15 protein-coding genes and 1 pseudogene are annotated in these 15,589 nt (G+C 51.6%); 12 read left to right on the top strand and 4 right to left on the bottom strand.

Annotated elements, in window-relative coordinates; genetic code table 11:
• Nucleotides 1-30: 30 nt before the first annotated feature.
• Nucleotides 31-1,305, top strand: coding sequence for an ABC transporter substrate-binding protein (locus tag BLP91_RS11320; protein WP_091571018.1), 1,275 nt, complete (start codon nucleotides 31-33; stop codon nucleotides 1,303-1,305).
• 129 nt (nucleotides 1,306-1,434) lie between these two features.
• Nucleotides 1,435-1,749, top strand: a complete 315-nt coding sequence (locus BLP91_RS11315; protein ID WP_091571017.1) for a penicillin acylase family protein — start codon at nucleotides 1,435-1,437, stop codon at nucleotides 1,747-1,749.
• Here BLP91_RS11315 and BLP91_RS11310 read toward each other — a convergent pair.
• Nucleotides 1,693-2,055, bottom strand: a complete 363-nt coding sequence (locus tag BLP91_RS11310) for a penicillin acylase family protein (protein WP_091571014.1) — start codon at nucleotides 2,053-2,055, stop codon at nucleotides 1,693-1,695. The two genes, BLP91_RS11315 and BLP91_RS11310, sit on opposite strands and share 57 nt — an antisense overlap.
• Before the next feature lie 418 nt (nucleotides 2,056-2,473).
• Between BLP91_RS11310 and BLP91_RS11305 the strand changes: the two genes are divergently transcribed.
• The 4 genes from BLP91_RS11305 to BLP91_RS11285 all read left to right on the top strand — a co-directional run bounded on the left by BLP91_RS11305 (nucleotide 2,474) and on the right by BLP91_RS11285 (nucleotide 6,536).
• On the top strand, nucleotides 2,474-2,845 hold the full coding sequence (locus BLP91_RS11305; RefSeq protein WP_091571011.1) for a hypothetical protein: 372 nt from the start codon (nucleotides 2,474-2,476) through the stop codon (nucleotides 2,843-2,845).
• Nucleotides 2,846-3,035: 190 nt separating this feature from the next.
• Nucleotides 3,036-4,319: an acetyl-CoA C-acetyltransferase gene (locus BLP91_RS11295; RefSeq protein ID WP_091571006.1), complete on the top strand. Its 1,284-nt coding sequence runs from the start codon at nucleotides 3,036-3,038 to the stop codon at nucleotides 4,317-4,319.
• A 155-nt stretch (nucleotides 4,320-4,474) separates the two neighbouring features.
• Entirely contained in the window at nucleotides 4,475-6,070 is a 1,596-nt protein-coding gene (locus BLP91_RS11290; protein ID WP_176757949.1) for an FMN-binding glutamate synthase family protein, read from the top strand.
• Nucleotides 6,071-6,242: 172 nt separating this feature from the next.
• Complete coding sequence (locus BLP91_RS11285) at nucleotides 6,243-6,536, top strand: hypothetical protein (RefSeq protein ID WP_091571001.1); 294 nt, start codon at nucleotides 6,243-6,245, stop codon at nucleotides 6,534-6,536.
• 59 nt (nucleotides 6,537-6,595) lie between these two features.
• Here the strand turns inward: BLP91_RS11285 and BLP91_RS11280 are convergent, their stop codons facing one another.
• On the bottom strand, nucleotides 6,596-6,817 hold the full coding sequence (locus tag BLP91_RS11280; RefSeq protein ID WP_091570997.1) for a hypothetical protein: 222 nt from the start codon (nucleotides 6,815-6,817) through the stop codon (nucleotides 6,596-6,598).
• Nucleotides 6,818-7,163: 346 nt separating this feature from the next.
• Between BLP91_RS11280 and shc the strand changes: the two genes are divergently transcribed.
• On the top strand, nucleotides 7,164-9,077 hold the full coding sequence (gene shc / locus BLP91_RS11275; RefSeq protein ID WP_245662242.1) for a squalene--hopene cyclase: 1,914 nt from the start codon (nucleotides 7,164-7,166) through the stop codon (nucleotides 9,075-9,077).
• Nucleotides 9,078-9,223: 146 nt separating this feature from the next.
• Here the strand turns inward: shc and BLP91_RS11270 are convergent, their stop codons facing one another.
• Nucleotides 9,224-9,568 carry a catalase-related domain-containing protein gene (locus BLP91_RS11270; protein WP_176757948.1) on the bottom strand — a complete coding sequence of 115 codons (345 nt, stop codon included), beginning with the start codon at nucleotides 9,566-9,568 and terminating at the stop codon, nucleotides 9,224-9,226.
• A 487-nt stretch (nucleotides 9,569-10,055) separates the two neighbouring features.
• On the opposite strand from BLP91_RS11270, the gene BLP91_RS11265 reads away from it, so the two are divergent.
• The 5 genes and pseudogenes from BLP91_RS11265 (at nucleotide 10,056) to BLP91_RS11250 (ending at nucleotide 13,672) form a co-directional block, all read left to right on the top strand.
• Complete coding sequence (locus tag BLP91_RS11265) at nucleotides 10,056-11,180, top strand: zinc-dependent alcohol dehydrogenase family protein (RefSeq protein WP_091570991.1); 1,125 nt, start codon at nucleotides 10,056-10,058, stop codon at nucleotides 11,178-11,180.
• 190 nt (nucleotides 11,181-11,370) lie between these two features.
• On the top strand, nucleotides 11,371-11,832 hold the full coding sequence (locus BLP91_RS11260) for a hypothetical protein (protein WP_091570989.1): 462 nt from the start codon (nucleotides 11,371-11,373) through the stop codon (nucleotides 11,830-11,832).
• A gap of 216 nt (nucleotides 11,833-12,048) precedes the next feature.
• Nucleotides 12,049-12,174, top strand: a pseudogene (locus BLP91_RS17300) (mandelate racemase/muconate lactonizing enzyme family protein); the annotation flags it as partial.
• 98 nt (nucleotides 12,175-12,272) lie between these two features.
• Nucleotides 12,273-12,458, top strand: coding sequence for a type Z 30S ribosomal protein S14 (locus BLP91_RS11255; protein WP_091570986.1), 186 nt, complete (start codon nucleotides 12,273-12,275; stop codon nucleotides 12,456-12,458).
• Nucleotides 12,459-12,604: 146 nt separating this feature from the next.
• A complete protein-coding gene (locus BLP91_RS11250; protein ID WP_091570983.1) occupies nucleotides 12,605-13,672 on the top strand; it encodes a class I SAM-dependent methyltransferase in 1,068 nt (355 codons plus the stop codon).
• 300 nt (nucleotides 13,673-13,972) lie between these two features.
• Here BLP91_RS11250 and BLP91_RS11245 read toward each other — a convergent pair whose 3' ends face one another.
• Nucleotides 13,973-15,430 (bottom strand): serine hydrolase domain-containing protein, encoded by a 1,458-nt coding sequence (locus BLP91_RS11245; RefSeq protein ID WP_091570980.1) that lies wholly within the window; start codon nucleotides 15,428-15,430, stop codon nucleotides 13,973-13,975.
• Nucleotides 15,431-15,589 lie beyond the last annotated feature (159 nt).

The raw sequence follows: 15,589 nt of genomic DNA, 5'->3' as shown, positions 1-15,589 counted from the left end.
ATTTGCAAAATGAATGGGGAGGCAGGATGTATGACGATGGTCAAGAAAATGCTTTCTGCGGGTTGGGTCTTGATACTGATCTTGTCCCTGACCGCCTGCGGAAACCTGTCCGACGCCGCGGGGGAGGGCGATGGAAAGATCACCATCGTTTACGCCCACGACAAAAATGAGTTGGGTGTGGAGCAAAAGATCATCGAAGCCTTTGAGAAAAAACATCCCCATATCGACGTCCAATCCAAAGAGATGCCATCCAATACCGGAATCAGCCATGATCAGTATGTAACCATGTTTAGCGGTGGCTCTGATGAAATCGATGTGTTTGATATGGATGTGATTTGGCCGGCGGAATTTGCTCAGGCGGGTTATTTGGAACCTTTAAACCGTTATATTGAGCGGGACGGGATCGATCTGGATAAGTACTCCTCAGGAGCTGTGCAAGCCGGCATGTATAACGGGCAACAGTGGGCGATGCCCCGTTTTCAGGATCAAGGGTTGCTCTATTATCGCAAGGACCTGATCGATCAACCGCCGGAAACCTGGGATCAAATGATTCAGCTGGCGGAGGAACACCAGGGGGAAGCAGGCACCCGATTTGGCTATGTGTTTCAGGGAAAACAGTACGAAGGTCTGGTTTGTAACTTTATTGAATTTATCGGAGCCTACGGTGGTAAGATCCTGGATGATCAGGGGCGGGTGACGATCCAGAGTGAAGATACGGTTCAAGGATTGAAAAAAATGACCCAAATCGCCAAGTCCGATATCGTGCCGGGCAACCTGGCATCGATCACCGAGGTGGAGACCGATGCGATTTTTGGGGAAGGACAAACCGTCTTCGACCGGCAGTGGCCGGGTCATTACGCTTACGTCTCCAATGAACAAAAATCGGAAGTGAGTGACCGGGTGGGCGTCACCTCCCTGCCCAAGGGGGACGAGGGGAGGGCAGCTGCCCTCGGAGGGTGGATGGCCGGCATCAGCAAAAACTCCAACCAAAAGAAAGCCGCCTGGGAGTTCGTCAAATTTCTGACCGGACCCGAAGGACAAAAAATCTCTGCGGTCTACGGCGGATACGCTCCCACCTACATGCCCTTATATGAGGATAAAGACGTAAAAAAAGCCAATCCTCTGTTCGCCAACGAGGATTATGTACAGAGTGTGAAAACGGCGATTCCCCGGCCGGTCTCTCCGGAGTACCCCAAGATCTCCGATATCATTCAAGTGGAAGTCTCCAAAACCCTCACCGGGGAACAAACCCCCGAGCGAGCGGTCCAAAAGATGGACCAAAAGCTGAAAAAAGTGTTTGAATAGGCGAGCAACGAAAAACCGTCGGATTCCGGATTAGGAAACGGCGGTTTTTTAATTTTTTATTGGGAGTTTGAAAGGATCTGGTTTTGGTTTAGCGAATCTTTAGGTAATTTGGGGAGGAGGGGAATGAGGATGAAACGACTCTTTACAGGATTGCTGATTGTGATCCTGATTTTGACCACTGTCGGTTGGACAAGTCAGCCCACCGAACAGCAGTCGGTCCAGGTTCCTGGTTTAAAAGAGCCGGCTGAAATTCTGGTAGATAAATGGGGCGTTCCCCATATCTACGCCAAAAACCAGGAAGACGCCTTTTATGTGCAGGGATTTAATGCTGCCCGGGACCGCCTGTGGCAGTTCGACCTATGGCGAAAACGGGGGTTTGGCCAGTTGTCAGAGGTGTTGGGCCCCTCCTATGTCAATCAAGACCATGTGGCTCTCCATGGATGAACGGACAGAAAAGATTCCCGTCAAGGTATTCCATTGCTTCCGCTCCGCCTCGGTCAATCGCTTCCACAGGGGATGCTTCAATTGTGCATGATGCAGGTCGCTCCACTTCCATTGGCTCCAGTCTGAACTCAACTTCCCTTCCAGCTCTTCGATGGCCGAATCCAAGCTGGATAAGAGAATCTGGTCTCTTACCTGCTCCGGATGCTCCAACAGCCCCAGAAGGGCCACCGGATCGCCGGAGCCCACCAGTTCTTCGACGGTGTCATCCCCCCCCTCCCTGGGGAAGATGGAAAAAAACCGCCTCATATGGAGGCGGTTTTTTGATGGGGGATTATTCTTCGATTTTGCTGAGGCAGTGTTCGCATTGAGTCATGAAGGACGGTTGGTCCATTGGGCGGCCACAATCCACACAGATCACTTTTTCCGTCTTTTGTTCAGCCATGATAAGCCCTCCTTTAGGTTTTTCCGACCGCAATAACTGTAGTGGTACAGTGCCTTTTTATTTGTCATTATTATATAACAGTAGACTTGTAATGTGAACCCCAATTTTGAAAAAAGTTTGTCTCTTATGAGGGTTTGGTTAAATATCGAGGAGGGTGAGTATGGACAACAAGTGTGCTGGGTGAGGAAGTGTTTCCGGGTTCTTTCATTTAAATCGTGAATCAAAATCGATAGTATACAGTTGAAGATATTTTTACGATGGTTCCGGGTAGGAGGGCATTCATTGAATAAAAGAGATCTTACTTTCCCGGTTGCTTTTATTGTTGGTACTTTGGTTTTTTATATCTTCTTCAATCGCTTAGACCTTTTACCTCCAGTATTAATCGGTGTTATAGTCGCTTTTACTCTATCGATTTTTAGGAGAAAAAGAGCAGAAAAAAGGGGCATACCTAATCAGGATGAAAGAACAGAAGCCGTTTCCAAAAGAGTGATGTTGACTTCGCTGTTTTGGTCCTATCTCATTTTAGGAGTGGGTTTGATTATATGGATAGGATTTGGATATGTGTATATTAAGGCGATCTACGTGATGATGTATATTAGCGCAGTGATATTTATCACGGCTCTTTTGATGCACATGGCTATGAAGCGAACTTAGAGAGGTTCATGTTGTCTCTGGGTCAGGGGGAGAAAAACCTGGTGGTTCGGCCTGAATGCGGCTTCCCATCCCCGGCTTGTGAGAAGCTGGGGTTTCTTCATTGTTTTGAAATCAAGCCGGGTTTCGGTAGAATAGGGGGCGTAAAAATAATAGGAATAGTCATTATTGAACAACAGAGAGGAGGATTGGGATGAACAACAGCTCTCCGCGTCAAGTTGCCATCGTCGCCGCCAACCGGATACCCTTTGCCCGTTCCAACACCGCCTACGCCCAGCTGTCCAACAAACAGATGCTGACCGACACTCTGTCCGGTCTCGTGGATAAATGCGGTCTACAGGGTGAGCTGCTGGGGGAGGTGGTGGGAGGTGCAGTGATGAAGCATGCGCGGGATTGGAACCTGGTGCGGGAGTGCGTGCTCTCCTCTGGTCTTCATCCACACACTCCGGCCTATGACATCCAACAAGCCTGCGGCACGGGGTTGGAGGCGGCGATTCTGGTGGCGAACAAGATCGCCCTGGGGCAGATCGACGCTGGTATCGCCTGCGGCTCCGATACCACATCGGATGCTCCCATTGCCGTCAACCGAGGGCTGCAGCGGGCGATGATGAACTTCAACGGCGCCCGCACCCGGCGGGAAAAGGTGAAGGCACTGGCTAGTATGCTCCGACCTAGGCACCTGATCCCGGAAATCCCAGTCAATGCCGAACCGCGAACCGGCAAATCTATGGGACAGCACGCTCAGATCACCGCCGACCGCTACGGAATCAGCCGCCGGGCCCAGGACGAACTGGCTTTGCAAAGTCACCGAAATTTGGCTCGGGCCTATGACGAGAGTTTCTTTGACGATCTAGTGATGCCTTACCATGGGTTGCAACGGGATAACAACTTGCGCACCGATACCAGCCTGGAGAAAATGGGCCAGTTGAAAGGAGCTTTCGATTCCGCGAAGGGAACCATCACCGCCGCCAACTCTTCTCCCCTCACCGATGGAGCTTCCGCCGTCCTGTTGGCCTCCGAAGAGTGGGCCAAGCGGAAGGGGCTTCCCATCCTGGCGTATATGGTGGCGGGGGAAGTGGCTGCCGTCGACTTTATCGACGAGCGGGAGGGGTTATTGATGGCTCCGGCCTACGCGGTTCCCCGCATGCTCGACAAGCTGAACTTGAGCCTGCAGGACTTCGATTTTTATGAGATCCATGAGGCCTTCGCTGCCGTCGTGCTATGCACGCTGGCCTCTTGGGAGTCGCCGGAGTTTTGTCGTGAGAAATTGGGGCGGGACCAGCCGCTGGGCGCCATCGATCGTAACAGGCTCAACGTCAACGGCAGCTCCATCGCCGCCGGTCATCCCTTCGCAGCTACCGGCGGGCGAGTACTGGGCACGCTGGCCAAGCTTCTCTCCGAATCCGGGGGCGGACGGGGACTCATTTCCATCTGTGCCGCAGGCGGCCAGGGTGTAACCGCAGTTTTGGAAAGGTGAAAGGGGAATGCCACAAAACAAGGGGCGGGTGGAGCCCCTTGTTTTGTGGTTTATCGAGGAAACGGCGATTGACGATTGCCAGCAATGCTTCAGTGTATCATTCACGCCGGTTCGGAAATCCTAGCGGAGGAGATGAGCAGTCGGCAGAAAGGTGGATGACGCCTGTGCATGTTCTGGAGAACCTGTTCATCGCGCTGATCGGTGTGGTAGTGGTCGCCGTGATCGCGGTGGTAGTCATTGTTTTTTGGCTCTATTTCCAAGACATCAATCAAAAAAAACACTCAGTGCTGCGCAATTTCCCCGTTCTCGGCAAGATGCGATACATACTGGAGAAGATCGGTCCGGAGCTGAGGCAGTATTTATTTTACAATGACAATGAGGGCAAGCCTTTTTCACGTCGGCAGTACGAAGATGTGGTGATTGCCGCGAAGTATAAACACCGGTTGTTCGGATTTGGCACAGAGCGGAACTACGAAGAGGAAGGCTACTTTATTCGCAACTCCCTTTTTCCCAAGCAGGAGCAGGAGATGCGTGTGGATAATGAACGGAAGATTCCCACCAAGGTGTATTCCATCGACGACGAAAGCTTGTTCCGTCGGAAAGAGCATCGGGAGTCGGCGGAGGTCAATCCGTTTTACCTGTTGGATGAGGATGCTGTCGTCCTGGGACAGGATACTTGTCGGCACCCCTTTCGCATTAAAGGGTTGGTCGGTCAGTCCGCCATGAGTTACGGGGCGCTGGGAAACCGGGCCATCACTGCGCTGTCCACCGGCCTCAGGCTGGCTGGTGGGACATGGATGAATACCGGGGAGGGCGGTCTGTCCGAGTATCACTTAAAAGGCGGCGCCGATGTGATCATGCAGATCGGTCCTGGGTTGTTCGGTGTGCGTACAATCGATGGAGAGTTTTCCTGGAAGGCATTTAAAGAGAAGAGCGAAATCGAGCAGGTGAAAGCCTTTGAATTGAAGCTGGCCCAGGGGGCAAAAACCCGAGGCGGCCACCTGGACGGGGCGAAGGTGACGCCGGAGATCGCTGAGATCCGAGGCGTTGAACCCTACCAATCCATCGACAGCCCCAACCGTTTCAAGGAATTTGGCGATCCACGTACCATGATCGATTTCATCGAACGCTTGCGGGAAGTGGGTGGGAAGCCGATCGGCGTCAAGCTGGTGGTGGGGGATACTGATGGGCTGGATCAATTGGCAGCCACGATGGCGGCGACGGGGAAAGGACCGGATTTTATCACCATCGACGGCGGAGAAGGGGGCACCGGGGCCTCTTATCAGGAGTTGGCCGATTCTGTGGGTTATCCGATTTACTCAGCGCTTCCCATCGCTGACGATTTACTGAGAAAGTATCAAGTACGGGACCGGGTCAAACTGATCGCTTCCGGAAAGTTGGTGACACCGGACCGCATTGCTGTCGCCCTGGCCATGGGAGCGGATCTGGTCAACATCGCCCGCGGATTTATGATGTCTGTCGGCTGCATTCAGGCGCTGGTATGCCACACGAACCGGTGTCCGGTGGGTGTGGCCACGACAGATGCTTCCTTACAAAAAGCGCTGGTTGTCGAGGAAAAATCCTACCGCGTATGCAATTATCTGATCTCCTTGCGGGAAGGGCTGTACAACATCGCTGCTGCCGCCGGTATCGATACCCCGACCCAGTTTGAACGGAAGCACATCGTGTTTAAAGATCGCTACGGGCGGATGCATGAGATGGAGCACCTGTTCAGCGGCGAGGTCCGTTGAAGCGATATCCGGGTCCAATCCTAACCCGGTTCTCTTTTTTTGATAAAAGGATCGAGTGCGTAATCGATGAAATGGATATGAAAAATGAACGGGGGGAAAGGTTCCAATGGAATGGAAAGACTGGGGACTCTCCGTCTTTATCGGATGATGGATATCCCCAGGCGGGTGGGCGATGTGGTGGATAGCGATTCGACTGCACGATGGGTTTACCAATGTCCTCCAATACCCCGGGGGCAACTACCAGGGAATCGACCGCAATATCTTCGGCTTGATGGGTATCGGCAGCGTGCAGGTGGAGCTGCGGGGGAGGGATTGGCCAGAAGAGCAGCGGAATGTCGATCCGGACCGCGTATGCTGCTATGTTCTCCGTATGGGAGTCGGTTGCGGAAGGGAACTTGAGGACATCGAACCGAACCGGGCGGACTCCATTTCGCAACGCGGGGGCTCTATCGACGGCTCAGAATGAGCAGGTGAAAAAACAAAAAAAGCGGAAGGCGATTTGTCCGCTCTCCGCTTTTTTTACGTTTAATCGCCTTCTTCCACTTTGTGTCCGTAGTGTTGTTTGATATTTTCCACCGAATCTCCGTCAATCAGATAATCGGCTTGGGGAGTTTCCAGCTTGATGACTCGCTGTTCCGTATCGAAGGAGGTGTCCCCGTGATGGATCTCATACATCTCACCCGAGGCTGTCGTAATGATCAACTCCCCCCATTTTTTTAATCGTTTCTCCACAGCTTCCATTTTCATGTTGATTCCACTCCTGACACAGGGTTTTGGGTTATACTATCTCTCCGTGGCATGAAATTATTCGGTTGCGCCGGCACTTAGTTAAAAGGGATATTCCCGATACGCCTTTTCGAATCGAAATCCACTTACGGATGGTAAATTCATCAACGTCCGTCCCCTTTCTCCGTCGATGAAGCTTTTGTTCAGCTGCTCCAATTCAGCCATCCGTCGATCGGATCCTCCGGTTCCTTCTGTAGTTTTCCAGTCCAAAATAAAAAAATTCTTGTCCCCGCATGATTGCCCCCTTTCCTTCATTAATCGTAAAGAGAAGGATTTTGTGCAGGGGTACAAAGGGGGAGGGACAAACATGGTGATGGGTCAACATCGGGATGGGGTGGAGAGGGAAGTGGATCGGCTCACCCGGTTGTTGCTATCTCGACAGGGCGGGGACGGTCGCTGGTCCTTCTGCTTTGAAAGCGGTCCGATGACCGATGCCTATATGATTTTGCTGTATCGCTTATACGGAAAAGAGCCGGAAGCCCTTCAACAGATGGCGGAACGGATCCGTTCCATCGGCAACGGCGACGGTACGTGGAAACTGTTCCATGATGAAAAAGAGGGGAATTTGTCCGCCACGATCGAGTCGATCGTAGGCTTGCTCTATGCTGGGGTGGTGCAACCGAATGACCCGATCGTCAACAATGCGCGTCAGTTTGTTCGCTCCAGAGGAGGGATTCATCAGGCCGGCTCCCTGACCAAGGTGATGCTCACCTTGATCAACCACTATGACTGGTCGCATCACCCGGGTGTTCCGGCGGAGTTCTTGCTGCTCCCATGGTGGTTTCCGATCAACTTCTTCGATTTTGTCGGGTTTACCCGGGTTCATGTTGCTCCCATTTTATTAGCCTCCAACCGCCGTTTTTCGGTGGATCTTCCGGGTCCGTCTCTCGACTTCTCCGATTGGATGGGGGAGAAAGCATCCCGTTCCTCGGCGATCAAGGGGATGGAAGATTTTCAGCGGGAGATCGATCTGGGGTTGGCTCGGCTGCGGGAGCGGGAGGGTCTGCTGAAAAAAAGAGCGCTTCAGCGAGGGGAACGTTTTTTATTACACCGGCGGGAGACGGACGGAACCTTGTACAGTTATTTCAGCACCACCTTTTTGATGATGTTTGGTCTGATGGGGATGGGTTACTCCAAAAATCACCCCGTCCTGCGGCAGGCGATGGGGGGACTGGAGAGCTTCCTCTACCCGGTGAAGCACGGTTGGCATCTGCAAGAGACCACATCCAACTTGTGGGATACGGCGTTGACCACCTATGCGTTGCAACAGGCGGGGTGTGGGCCGCAACATCCCGCGATCCGACAGGGACTCGGTTATCTCCTTCAGCGCCAGCATACCCGTCTGGCCGACTGGTCTTTGCGAAATCCGGGTGTGCCCCCTGGAGGCTGGGGGTTTTCCGATATCAATACTATGAATCCCGATTTGGACGATACCGCCGCCGTCCTCCGAGCCATGGCCCCCTCCTATCGTTGTCACCCCGCCGCATGGGGCGGAAGTTGGTCTCGGGGAGTCGGATGGTTGTTGTCCATGCAAAATCGGGACGGAGGCTGGTCCGCCTTTGAAAAAAATACCGATAAAGCTTGGCCCCGCCGTCTCTTGCCCTTTGATGATGCTCACACCGTATGGACTGATCCCTCTACCAATGATTTGACGAGCCGTTGTTTGGCATTTGTCGGTACGGAATTGGGTTGGAAATGGAATCATCCAACGGTGGCTCGCGCCGTTCGCTTTTTGGAACGGAACCAGGAGCAGGAAGGTTGCTGGTTCGGCCGATGGGGAGTCACCTACATCTACGGAACTTGGGCTGCTTTAACCGGGCTGGCCGCTGCTGGCATCCCCCGCTCATACCCCGCCGTGCAAAAAGGGATTCAGTGGCTGCAATCGGTTCAAAACGAAGACGGGGGTTGGGGTGAGTCGTGCCGGAGTGATATCGAGCGTACTTACATTCCCTTAAAAGCCAGTACCCCCTCTCAAACAGCCTGGGCCTTGGATGCCTTGATCACTTGGCACGATCAGCCTACTCCGGAAATCGAGGCTGGTGTGGGGGCTCTCCTGGGGATGGCGGACAAACAGGATTGGCGGATGCGGTATCCCACCGGAGCCGGTTTGGCCGGCCAATTCTATATTCATTATCACAGCTACCGCTATGTGTGGCCGTTAGTCGCTCTTTCCCACTATCGCAACAAATATGTGAACCATTATAAATCGCATATCCTTTAGCCTCTCCGGGCAATCTATCGAAAGAGCAGGAAAGAATCGGCTCTTCCTCCCGCCTTAAATTTCCTGCTCACCTTTTCCCAGTTCAAGTCACTGCCCCATCACCCCCTGATGGGGTTATTTTTTGCATCAAAACACCCCCCTTGCTGTTATTCAAGGGGGTATAGGTGTTTGTCAGTAAGGCTGGGAAGGGTGACCCATTCACTCCGCATCCTCCACGGCACCGCTTGAATCCGTGTTGCCGATGGTTCCCCGGATGGAGGCGGTTTTTCCGGTTGCTCGATGGATGCCCAAACCTTCGGCCACCCGACGGCCGTAATCAGGATCACACTCAGGAACGGATGATCGATCATCCGTTCCTGAGTGTGTCGCCGGTATCCCTTCAAACCGTTGACCCGGTTTTCAATCAGATCGATCCGTTCCCAATCATCCAGGGCACGGTAGGTCATGCCCGCCTGCTTGTAATCGCTACGTCGCTCGATGCTTTGGCGCACGAGGTGGCCCTGGACTAAGGGGGGTATGTTCCTCTCCGGAGGGTTGCGCTTCTTTTAGCTCGTCCAACGAGGAGGGCTCGTAATGGACATGGGGATTTTGGCCGGGAGCCAGATCGACGTGATCGGCCATCTGGGCGCTCCGTTGACGAAGTCTTCCTGCGAAAGAGTCCGACCTCAAACTCCGGGCAGGCAGCACGTTACTGAAGCGTTTTAAGAGAACCGATCCCCCCGGTCGGCACAAAGGAGGCGATGTTCCCGGGTACCCCGTATGGCGGAAGATGGGGATTTCCCACGCGTAAGAGGTTGACCCGAGCGAAGAGAGGCTCACGCCCGATCTTATCCAGAAACCGGCTACCTCCCGAGGCGGCTTCCACGAGCTCAGTCTCCCCTCTTTGCAGGTCTCGGCGGTATAAAAAACGGGGTTTCTTGTCTCAATAGTGTGGAAAACGTGATACGCTATACGAGATATCAGTTAGGAGGTGGATGGATGAAGACACGTGCAGCTGTTCTTTACGAGATGGCACTGCCGGCTCCCTACAGCGAGAGCCGGCCCTTGAGGGTCGAAGAGTTGGAATTGGCTCCGCCGGGCCCGGGAGAGGTGTTGGTTCGGATTCGGGCCGCCGGGCTCTGCCACTCCGATCTATCAGTGATTAACGGGAGCCGGCCCCGTCCCACTCCGATGGCCATCGGTCATGAGGCTGCTGGGGAGGTGGTGGAGACAGGGAACGGCGTATCAGGATTGGAACCGGGTGACCACGTGGTTTGTGCCTTTGTTCCCAGCTGCGGCGATTGTGCCCCCTGTCGGGAGGGTCGTCCCGCCTTATGTGAACCCGGAGCGGAGGCCAATAACCAAGGGGTGCTTCTCAGCGGAGCACGCCGACTGAAAAAGGACGGGACGGTGATAAACCATCACCTTGGGGTGTCCGGCTTTGCTGACTACGCGGTGATCGATCAGCACTCCCTGATCCCGGTGGATCGGGAGATCCCTTTTCCCCAGGTGGCTCTTTTCGGCTGCGCGGTGATGACCGGAGTGGGAGCGGTCATCAATACCGCCCGGGTTCCGGCCGGCAGCAGTGTGGCAATCGTAGGCCTGGGAGGCGTGGGCCTCAGCGCCCTTTTGGGAGCGGTGGTGGCCGGCGCCCGGCAAATCGTCGCCGTCGATGTTAACCCGAGCAAGTTGGAGCTGGCCAAATCCCTGGGAGCAACGGATGGGGTGAATGCCGCTGAGGCGGATGCGGTGCAACAGATCCGTTCCGTCACCGAGGGCGGAGTAGAGTACGCCTTTGAAACAGCGGGGGTGGTTCCGGCAATGCAAACCGCCTACCGGATCACCCGTCGAGGCGGGATGACGGTCACTTCCGGGCTGCCTCATCCCAAGGACGAGTTTTCGATTCCCCAGGTGACGTTGGCTGCCGAGGAACGGACGATCAAGGGTTCCTATATCGGAAGTTGTATCCCCAAACGGGACTTGCCCCGTATGATTCAGTTGTATAAGCAGGGACGGCTGCCGGTGGATCGGTTGTTAACTGATACCCTGCCCCTGGAAGCGATCAACGAAGGATTTGACCGGCTGGCCCGCGGAGAAGCGGCCCGCCTGGTAGTGACAATGTAGTGCACAAAAACGTCGTCTTCCCGGAGAAAAAGGAAGGCGGCGTTCCCTATGCCGGAATCATGATGTAATCTTGCGAACGCAAAATTGCATCATTTCCAATGGCAATAGTTGATAAAGCGCTTTCACAAAAAATATGTCATAATGGTTACAGAGAAAGTGGGTAGGGGGAAAAGGAGGATATCCAATTGGGATGACAGAGAAACAGGAAGAACAGTTTCGGTTGCTGACGGTATTAAAAGGTGTGAACGCTTCCATGCAACAGATCGCCTGGCTGCTGGATGACCCCCAATACGATAAAGAGTATCGGATGCTCCGACAAACCCTGATCGACGGGAGTCGAATGATGGGGTGGCTGCTGGAACGTCTCAAGCAGGAAACGGGAAGATCAGGAGAGGATCACCGCCTAGGGGAAGTGGATCAGACGGAGAAGCAGCGCATCTTGCTGGAAGCCCTGGAGGAACAAGTTAGCTCCTACAGTTGGTTGTTAGGTATGTTAGATGAGGAAATGGGGTTAAAAGAAGAGAAAGACGAGTTGAGATGGTTAAAGACCCAAATGCGGCGGCACCTACGAAGGGCGGAACAGAAGCTGCCAAATCCGGTGGACTCTTTTTTGGATCATGTCCTAAATGTGAACGGAAAATATAAATATTGATGGGTGTAACGACCGGCCTCGGGCCGGTCGTTTTTGGTCAAGGTATAGGGGAGCGGTATTAGGAGAGGATACGTTGAGATAGATCGACCGTTAAAGGACCATCTCGTCCGTTTCCACTGAGTTGGCACTGAAGCATGAAAGATATGAGCTGGCTGGAGCGAAGGGCCTAAGATTGCAAAGAAAGCGAATGATTCGCGTGTGGAAGAAGGGACGATCATGCAGGTGAGCCATATAGAGACATTTCCATTGTTTTATCAGCTGCCGGAACCTTACGGTGATGCCAACGGGTATAAAACCTATCGCAGCTGTTATCTCCTCTGCATTCGGACCCAATCGGGGATCTCTTGATTTTCCCCTATTTATGTTATACAATAATTAAATTAAATGTAAAAATAAAGTCTCATTGATATAAAAAAGTAGATCAGAAAGGAGGAAACCTGTTGGCCAAAAAATCACAGGTTGTGAAAGCCAATCGTCGACCGAAATTTCGAGTGCGTCAGGTCAACCGTTGCAAACGGTGCGGGCGCCCACACGGCGTGTACCGGAAGTTTGCCCTGTGTCGGATCTGCCTCCGTGAGTTGGCTCACCAAGGGAGGATTCCGGGGCTGAAAAAAGCGAGCTGGTAATCATATGGACGGGATCATGAAGCGGGAGAGAGGCCTCTCCCGCTTTTTTGTATGGCCCATGACCATATCTCACTTAAATGGAAGGGAAAGAAGGAGGGTTTACAGAATAAACTGATAAAGAAACCGTGAGAAAGGAGCATCAATCGATGCCGGTAAGCCTGGAACCTTCTCTCGATCGCGAAACGGAAACCAAATTTCCCTATACGGAGGCGGATATTGGGAGGACGGAATTGACTCCCAGTTACCGGGTGGAACTGCGTAACCCCCATCCCGCGGAACTGGATCGTTTTATCGAGGTGGATCAGGTGAAAGACTGGTCTTTGCTTCAATGGAAAGAGATCGGCAAACCTTATCAGGTGGACGATATGGCAAAAGGATGGAAGAGGTGGAAAGCGGAGGCCGGTCAGGAGATGTCGGTCAAAACTTCATGGGAGCACTTCAACCGTTCCTTTCACGAGTGGTTCGTCAAGGATGTTCCCCATGAACTCAGAGAAACCAAACACAGCCTGAAGCAACACCTGGCCCGATTCCGCTGGTCGGAGGTTAAAACGGGATTGAGCGATTATCTGAAATTGTCCCTGTGGAATTACGTCCAGCGGGTGGAAGACGGAGTCTGGGATCCGCGGGGGAAGCGGGCGTTGTTTCAGGGCTTGGATCTGGAAAAGCCGCGTATTCTGTTTCTGGGAGCAGCGGAAGGATATGAGGCGATGCAGCTTTCCGCCATGTATCCCGGCGGGGAGGTTGTGCTTGTCGATTACGATGCCTTTTGTAAGACGGACCGGTACGGAAGCTTCCCGGAAACTTATCCGTTTTTGGGGAGCAATCCGAGCACCGGCGGGCCTGGTGTCTGGTATAAGGAGCAGATGAACATCCACTATATCGTCGATGATATTCGCAATCTCTCCTTTGGCCAAGAGTTTGATGTGGTTCTCAGTGTGGGTCTATTGGAACATTTCCCCGATAAACACAAACCGGAAGCGATCGACTGGCATCGCCGGTTTTTGAAACCGGGCGGGTACGCCATTCTGACGACACCGCGGGATCAGCTGAAATCCCGTCTCTATTACAAGATCATGGCCGATGTGATGAACTACACCTATCGCGAACTGATGAATATCCGGCAGATGGGTCTGTATCTCTACGAAAACGGATTTGACATTTTGCGTCATGGCATCATCAAGGTTCACAACGGGATCGTGGCCCAACCCAGGTGATGTTTTCACTGAACGAAGTACGGATCGCGGGGCAGTGGGGTCTCATCAGCCGGTCGAATTCGAGAAGAGGGGAACCGGAGTTTCCCAGCGGCTCCGGGATGCCCCGATGTGGATACGATGAATGGGCTTTAAATCAAAGGTGTTATTCCATATTAGGTCTTCACCTTTGGTCCAAATGAAGTCATATCTCATTTTAGTATCCTCCATTTTACTTACTGATTTTCAATACTAGTTGCAGCAAATTCGCTTTCACATTCGTCCCGCGATGCACTCAAACATGTTGAATGGTCTTTCTACGTTTCAATTTCTATTTAACATTATTCGGTAATAGACCCTCATAATCACAATAACAATTCCAATAATGAAAATAATTGCCAATAAGAGCATCGCAGCTGGGAAAATACCAAATGCGTCTTTAATCGTAGAGCTATTATTCTGCAGTGTCGGAACAACGAAGAATAGCCATCCGATTCCCACGACTGGAATCAATTGCGGAAGTAACTTTAGACAGAATCTCCAGGCGGAATGATATTTACGTTTGTTCGACCATTTTTTACTTCGGATGATTCCCCTGATTCCTAAAATCAAGTAAATCACTGTCATAAGACCAAGTGTACAATCAACGATTGTGGGTACAGGAGCTTTAATTTCTGGTTCATTTCCTTCAGTCAATTGGAGGATTCCCGAACTAATCTCATATGCATGTTCAAATGTAGGGGTAAAACTATTGAGTAAAACCGCAACTGCATAGCCACTACTTGGAATGATATCTTGTTGAGATTGGAAAGTAGATATTGAACCGCTATGAGAAATAGACGCTGGTTTAATATTTGGAGAGCTAAGCGACCAGCCAAGCCCATATTTTTCACTTCCAGGTTGTGGCGAATAAGACTCTTTCAGTAGTTCTTGGGATAATATTTGTTCTCCTTTTTCATTTTCCCCCTCGTTGGTATGCATAGAAAGCCATTTTCCCATATCACTGGCTGTCGTAAAGATACTTCCTGCACCACTGAACATTTGTTCCATCTCTGTCCATGGCATTGCTGTACCATATAACGTGACATATCCTCGAGGTATACCAAATTCTTTTACCGTATCTCCAGAGTTAACTGCTGAGATGGAGTCATTCATTCCGAGTGGTAAAAATACCTTTTGTGTTAGGTAGTCATTAAACTTCATACCACTAACTCGTTCTACCAAATAAGCTAAAATCCAGTAGTTTGCATTACTATAAAAATGTTTTTTTCCAGGATTAGATTGTAGTTTCCAACCATGAAGGCGTTCTACACCTTCTTTTAGCGTATTGGCTGGGGCTACAATGGTAGGATTCGGTAGCCCGGATGTGTGACTCAACAGTTGACGTACAGTCACCTGTTTCCACCGTACATCATCCAGTGTTAGTTCCGGAAGATAATTTACAATAGGGTTGTCCAGTTCAATTTTTCCTTCATCAACCAGTTGTAGAACAGCGAATGCAGTAAATGGCTTTGTACCAGAAGCTATACCGAGTTTAGACTTTTCCGTCAGTGGTTTTCCGTTAGAATCATGACCAAATCCTTTTTCATATAGCACTTTCCCATCCTTTACGACTACAATGGCTGCTCCAGGCAGTCCGTTTGTTTCGATATAATTCGTAACATATTCATCAACATCTTCTGTATCAAAGGATTCAGCAGCCTGAGCTGATAGAGGTACATTCCATCGTTGAACCAAAATAATGATCATTAGTAGAAAAATAAAACCTATTTTTTTACACATGATATTACTCCATTCTAATGTTATTGATTTCTTAGCGGTTTCCCGTTCGCAGATAATAGACAGTGGTCCATCATGTGAATCTGGCTCATCGTTTTTCTTCCTTCAAGATTTCCAGCTGTATACCTTTTTCGTTTCATATCTTTAATATCTCCTTTTTTT

This window comes from Melghirimyces thermohalophilus (assembly GCF_900102685.1).
Classification (GTDB): domain Bacteria; phylum Bacillota; class Bacilli; order Thermoactinomycetales; family DSM-45169; genus Melghirimyces; species Melghirimyces thermohalophilus.
The sequence above is the reverse complement of the archived record's forward strand: the minus strand, read 5'-3'. Positions and strand labels throughout refer to the sequence as shown.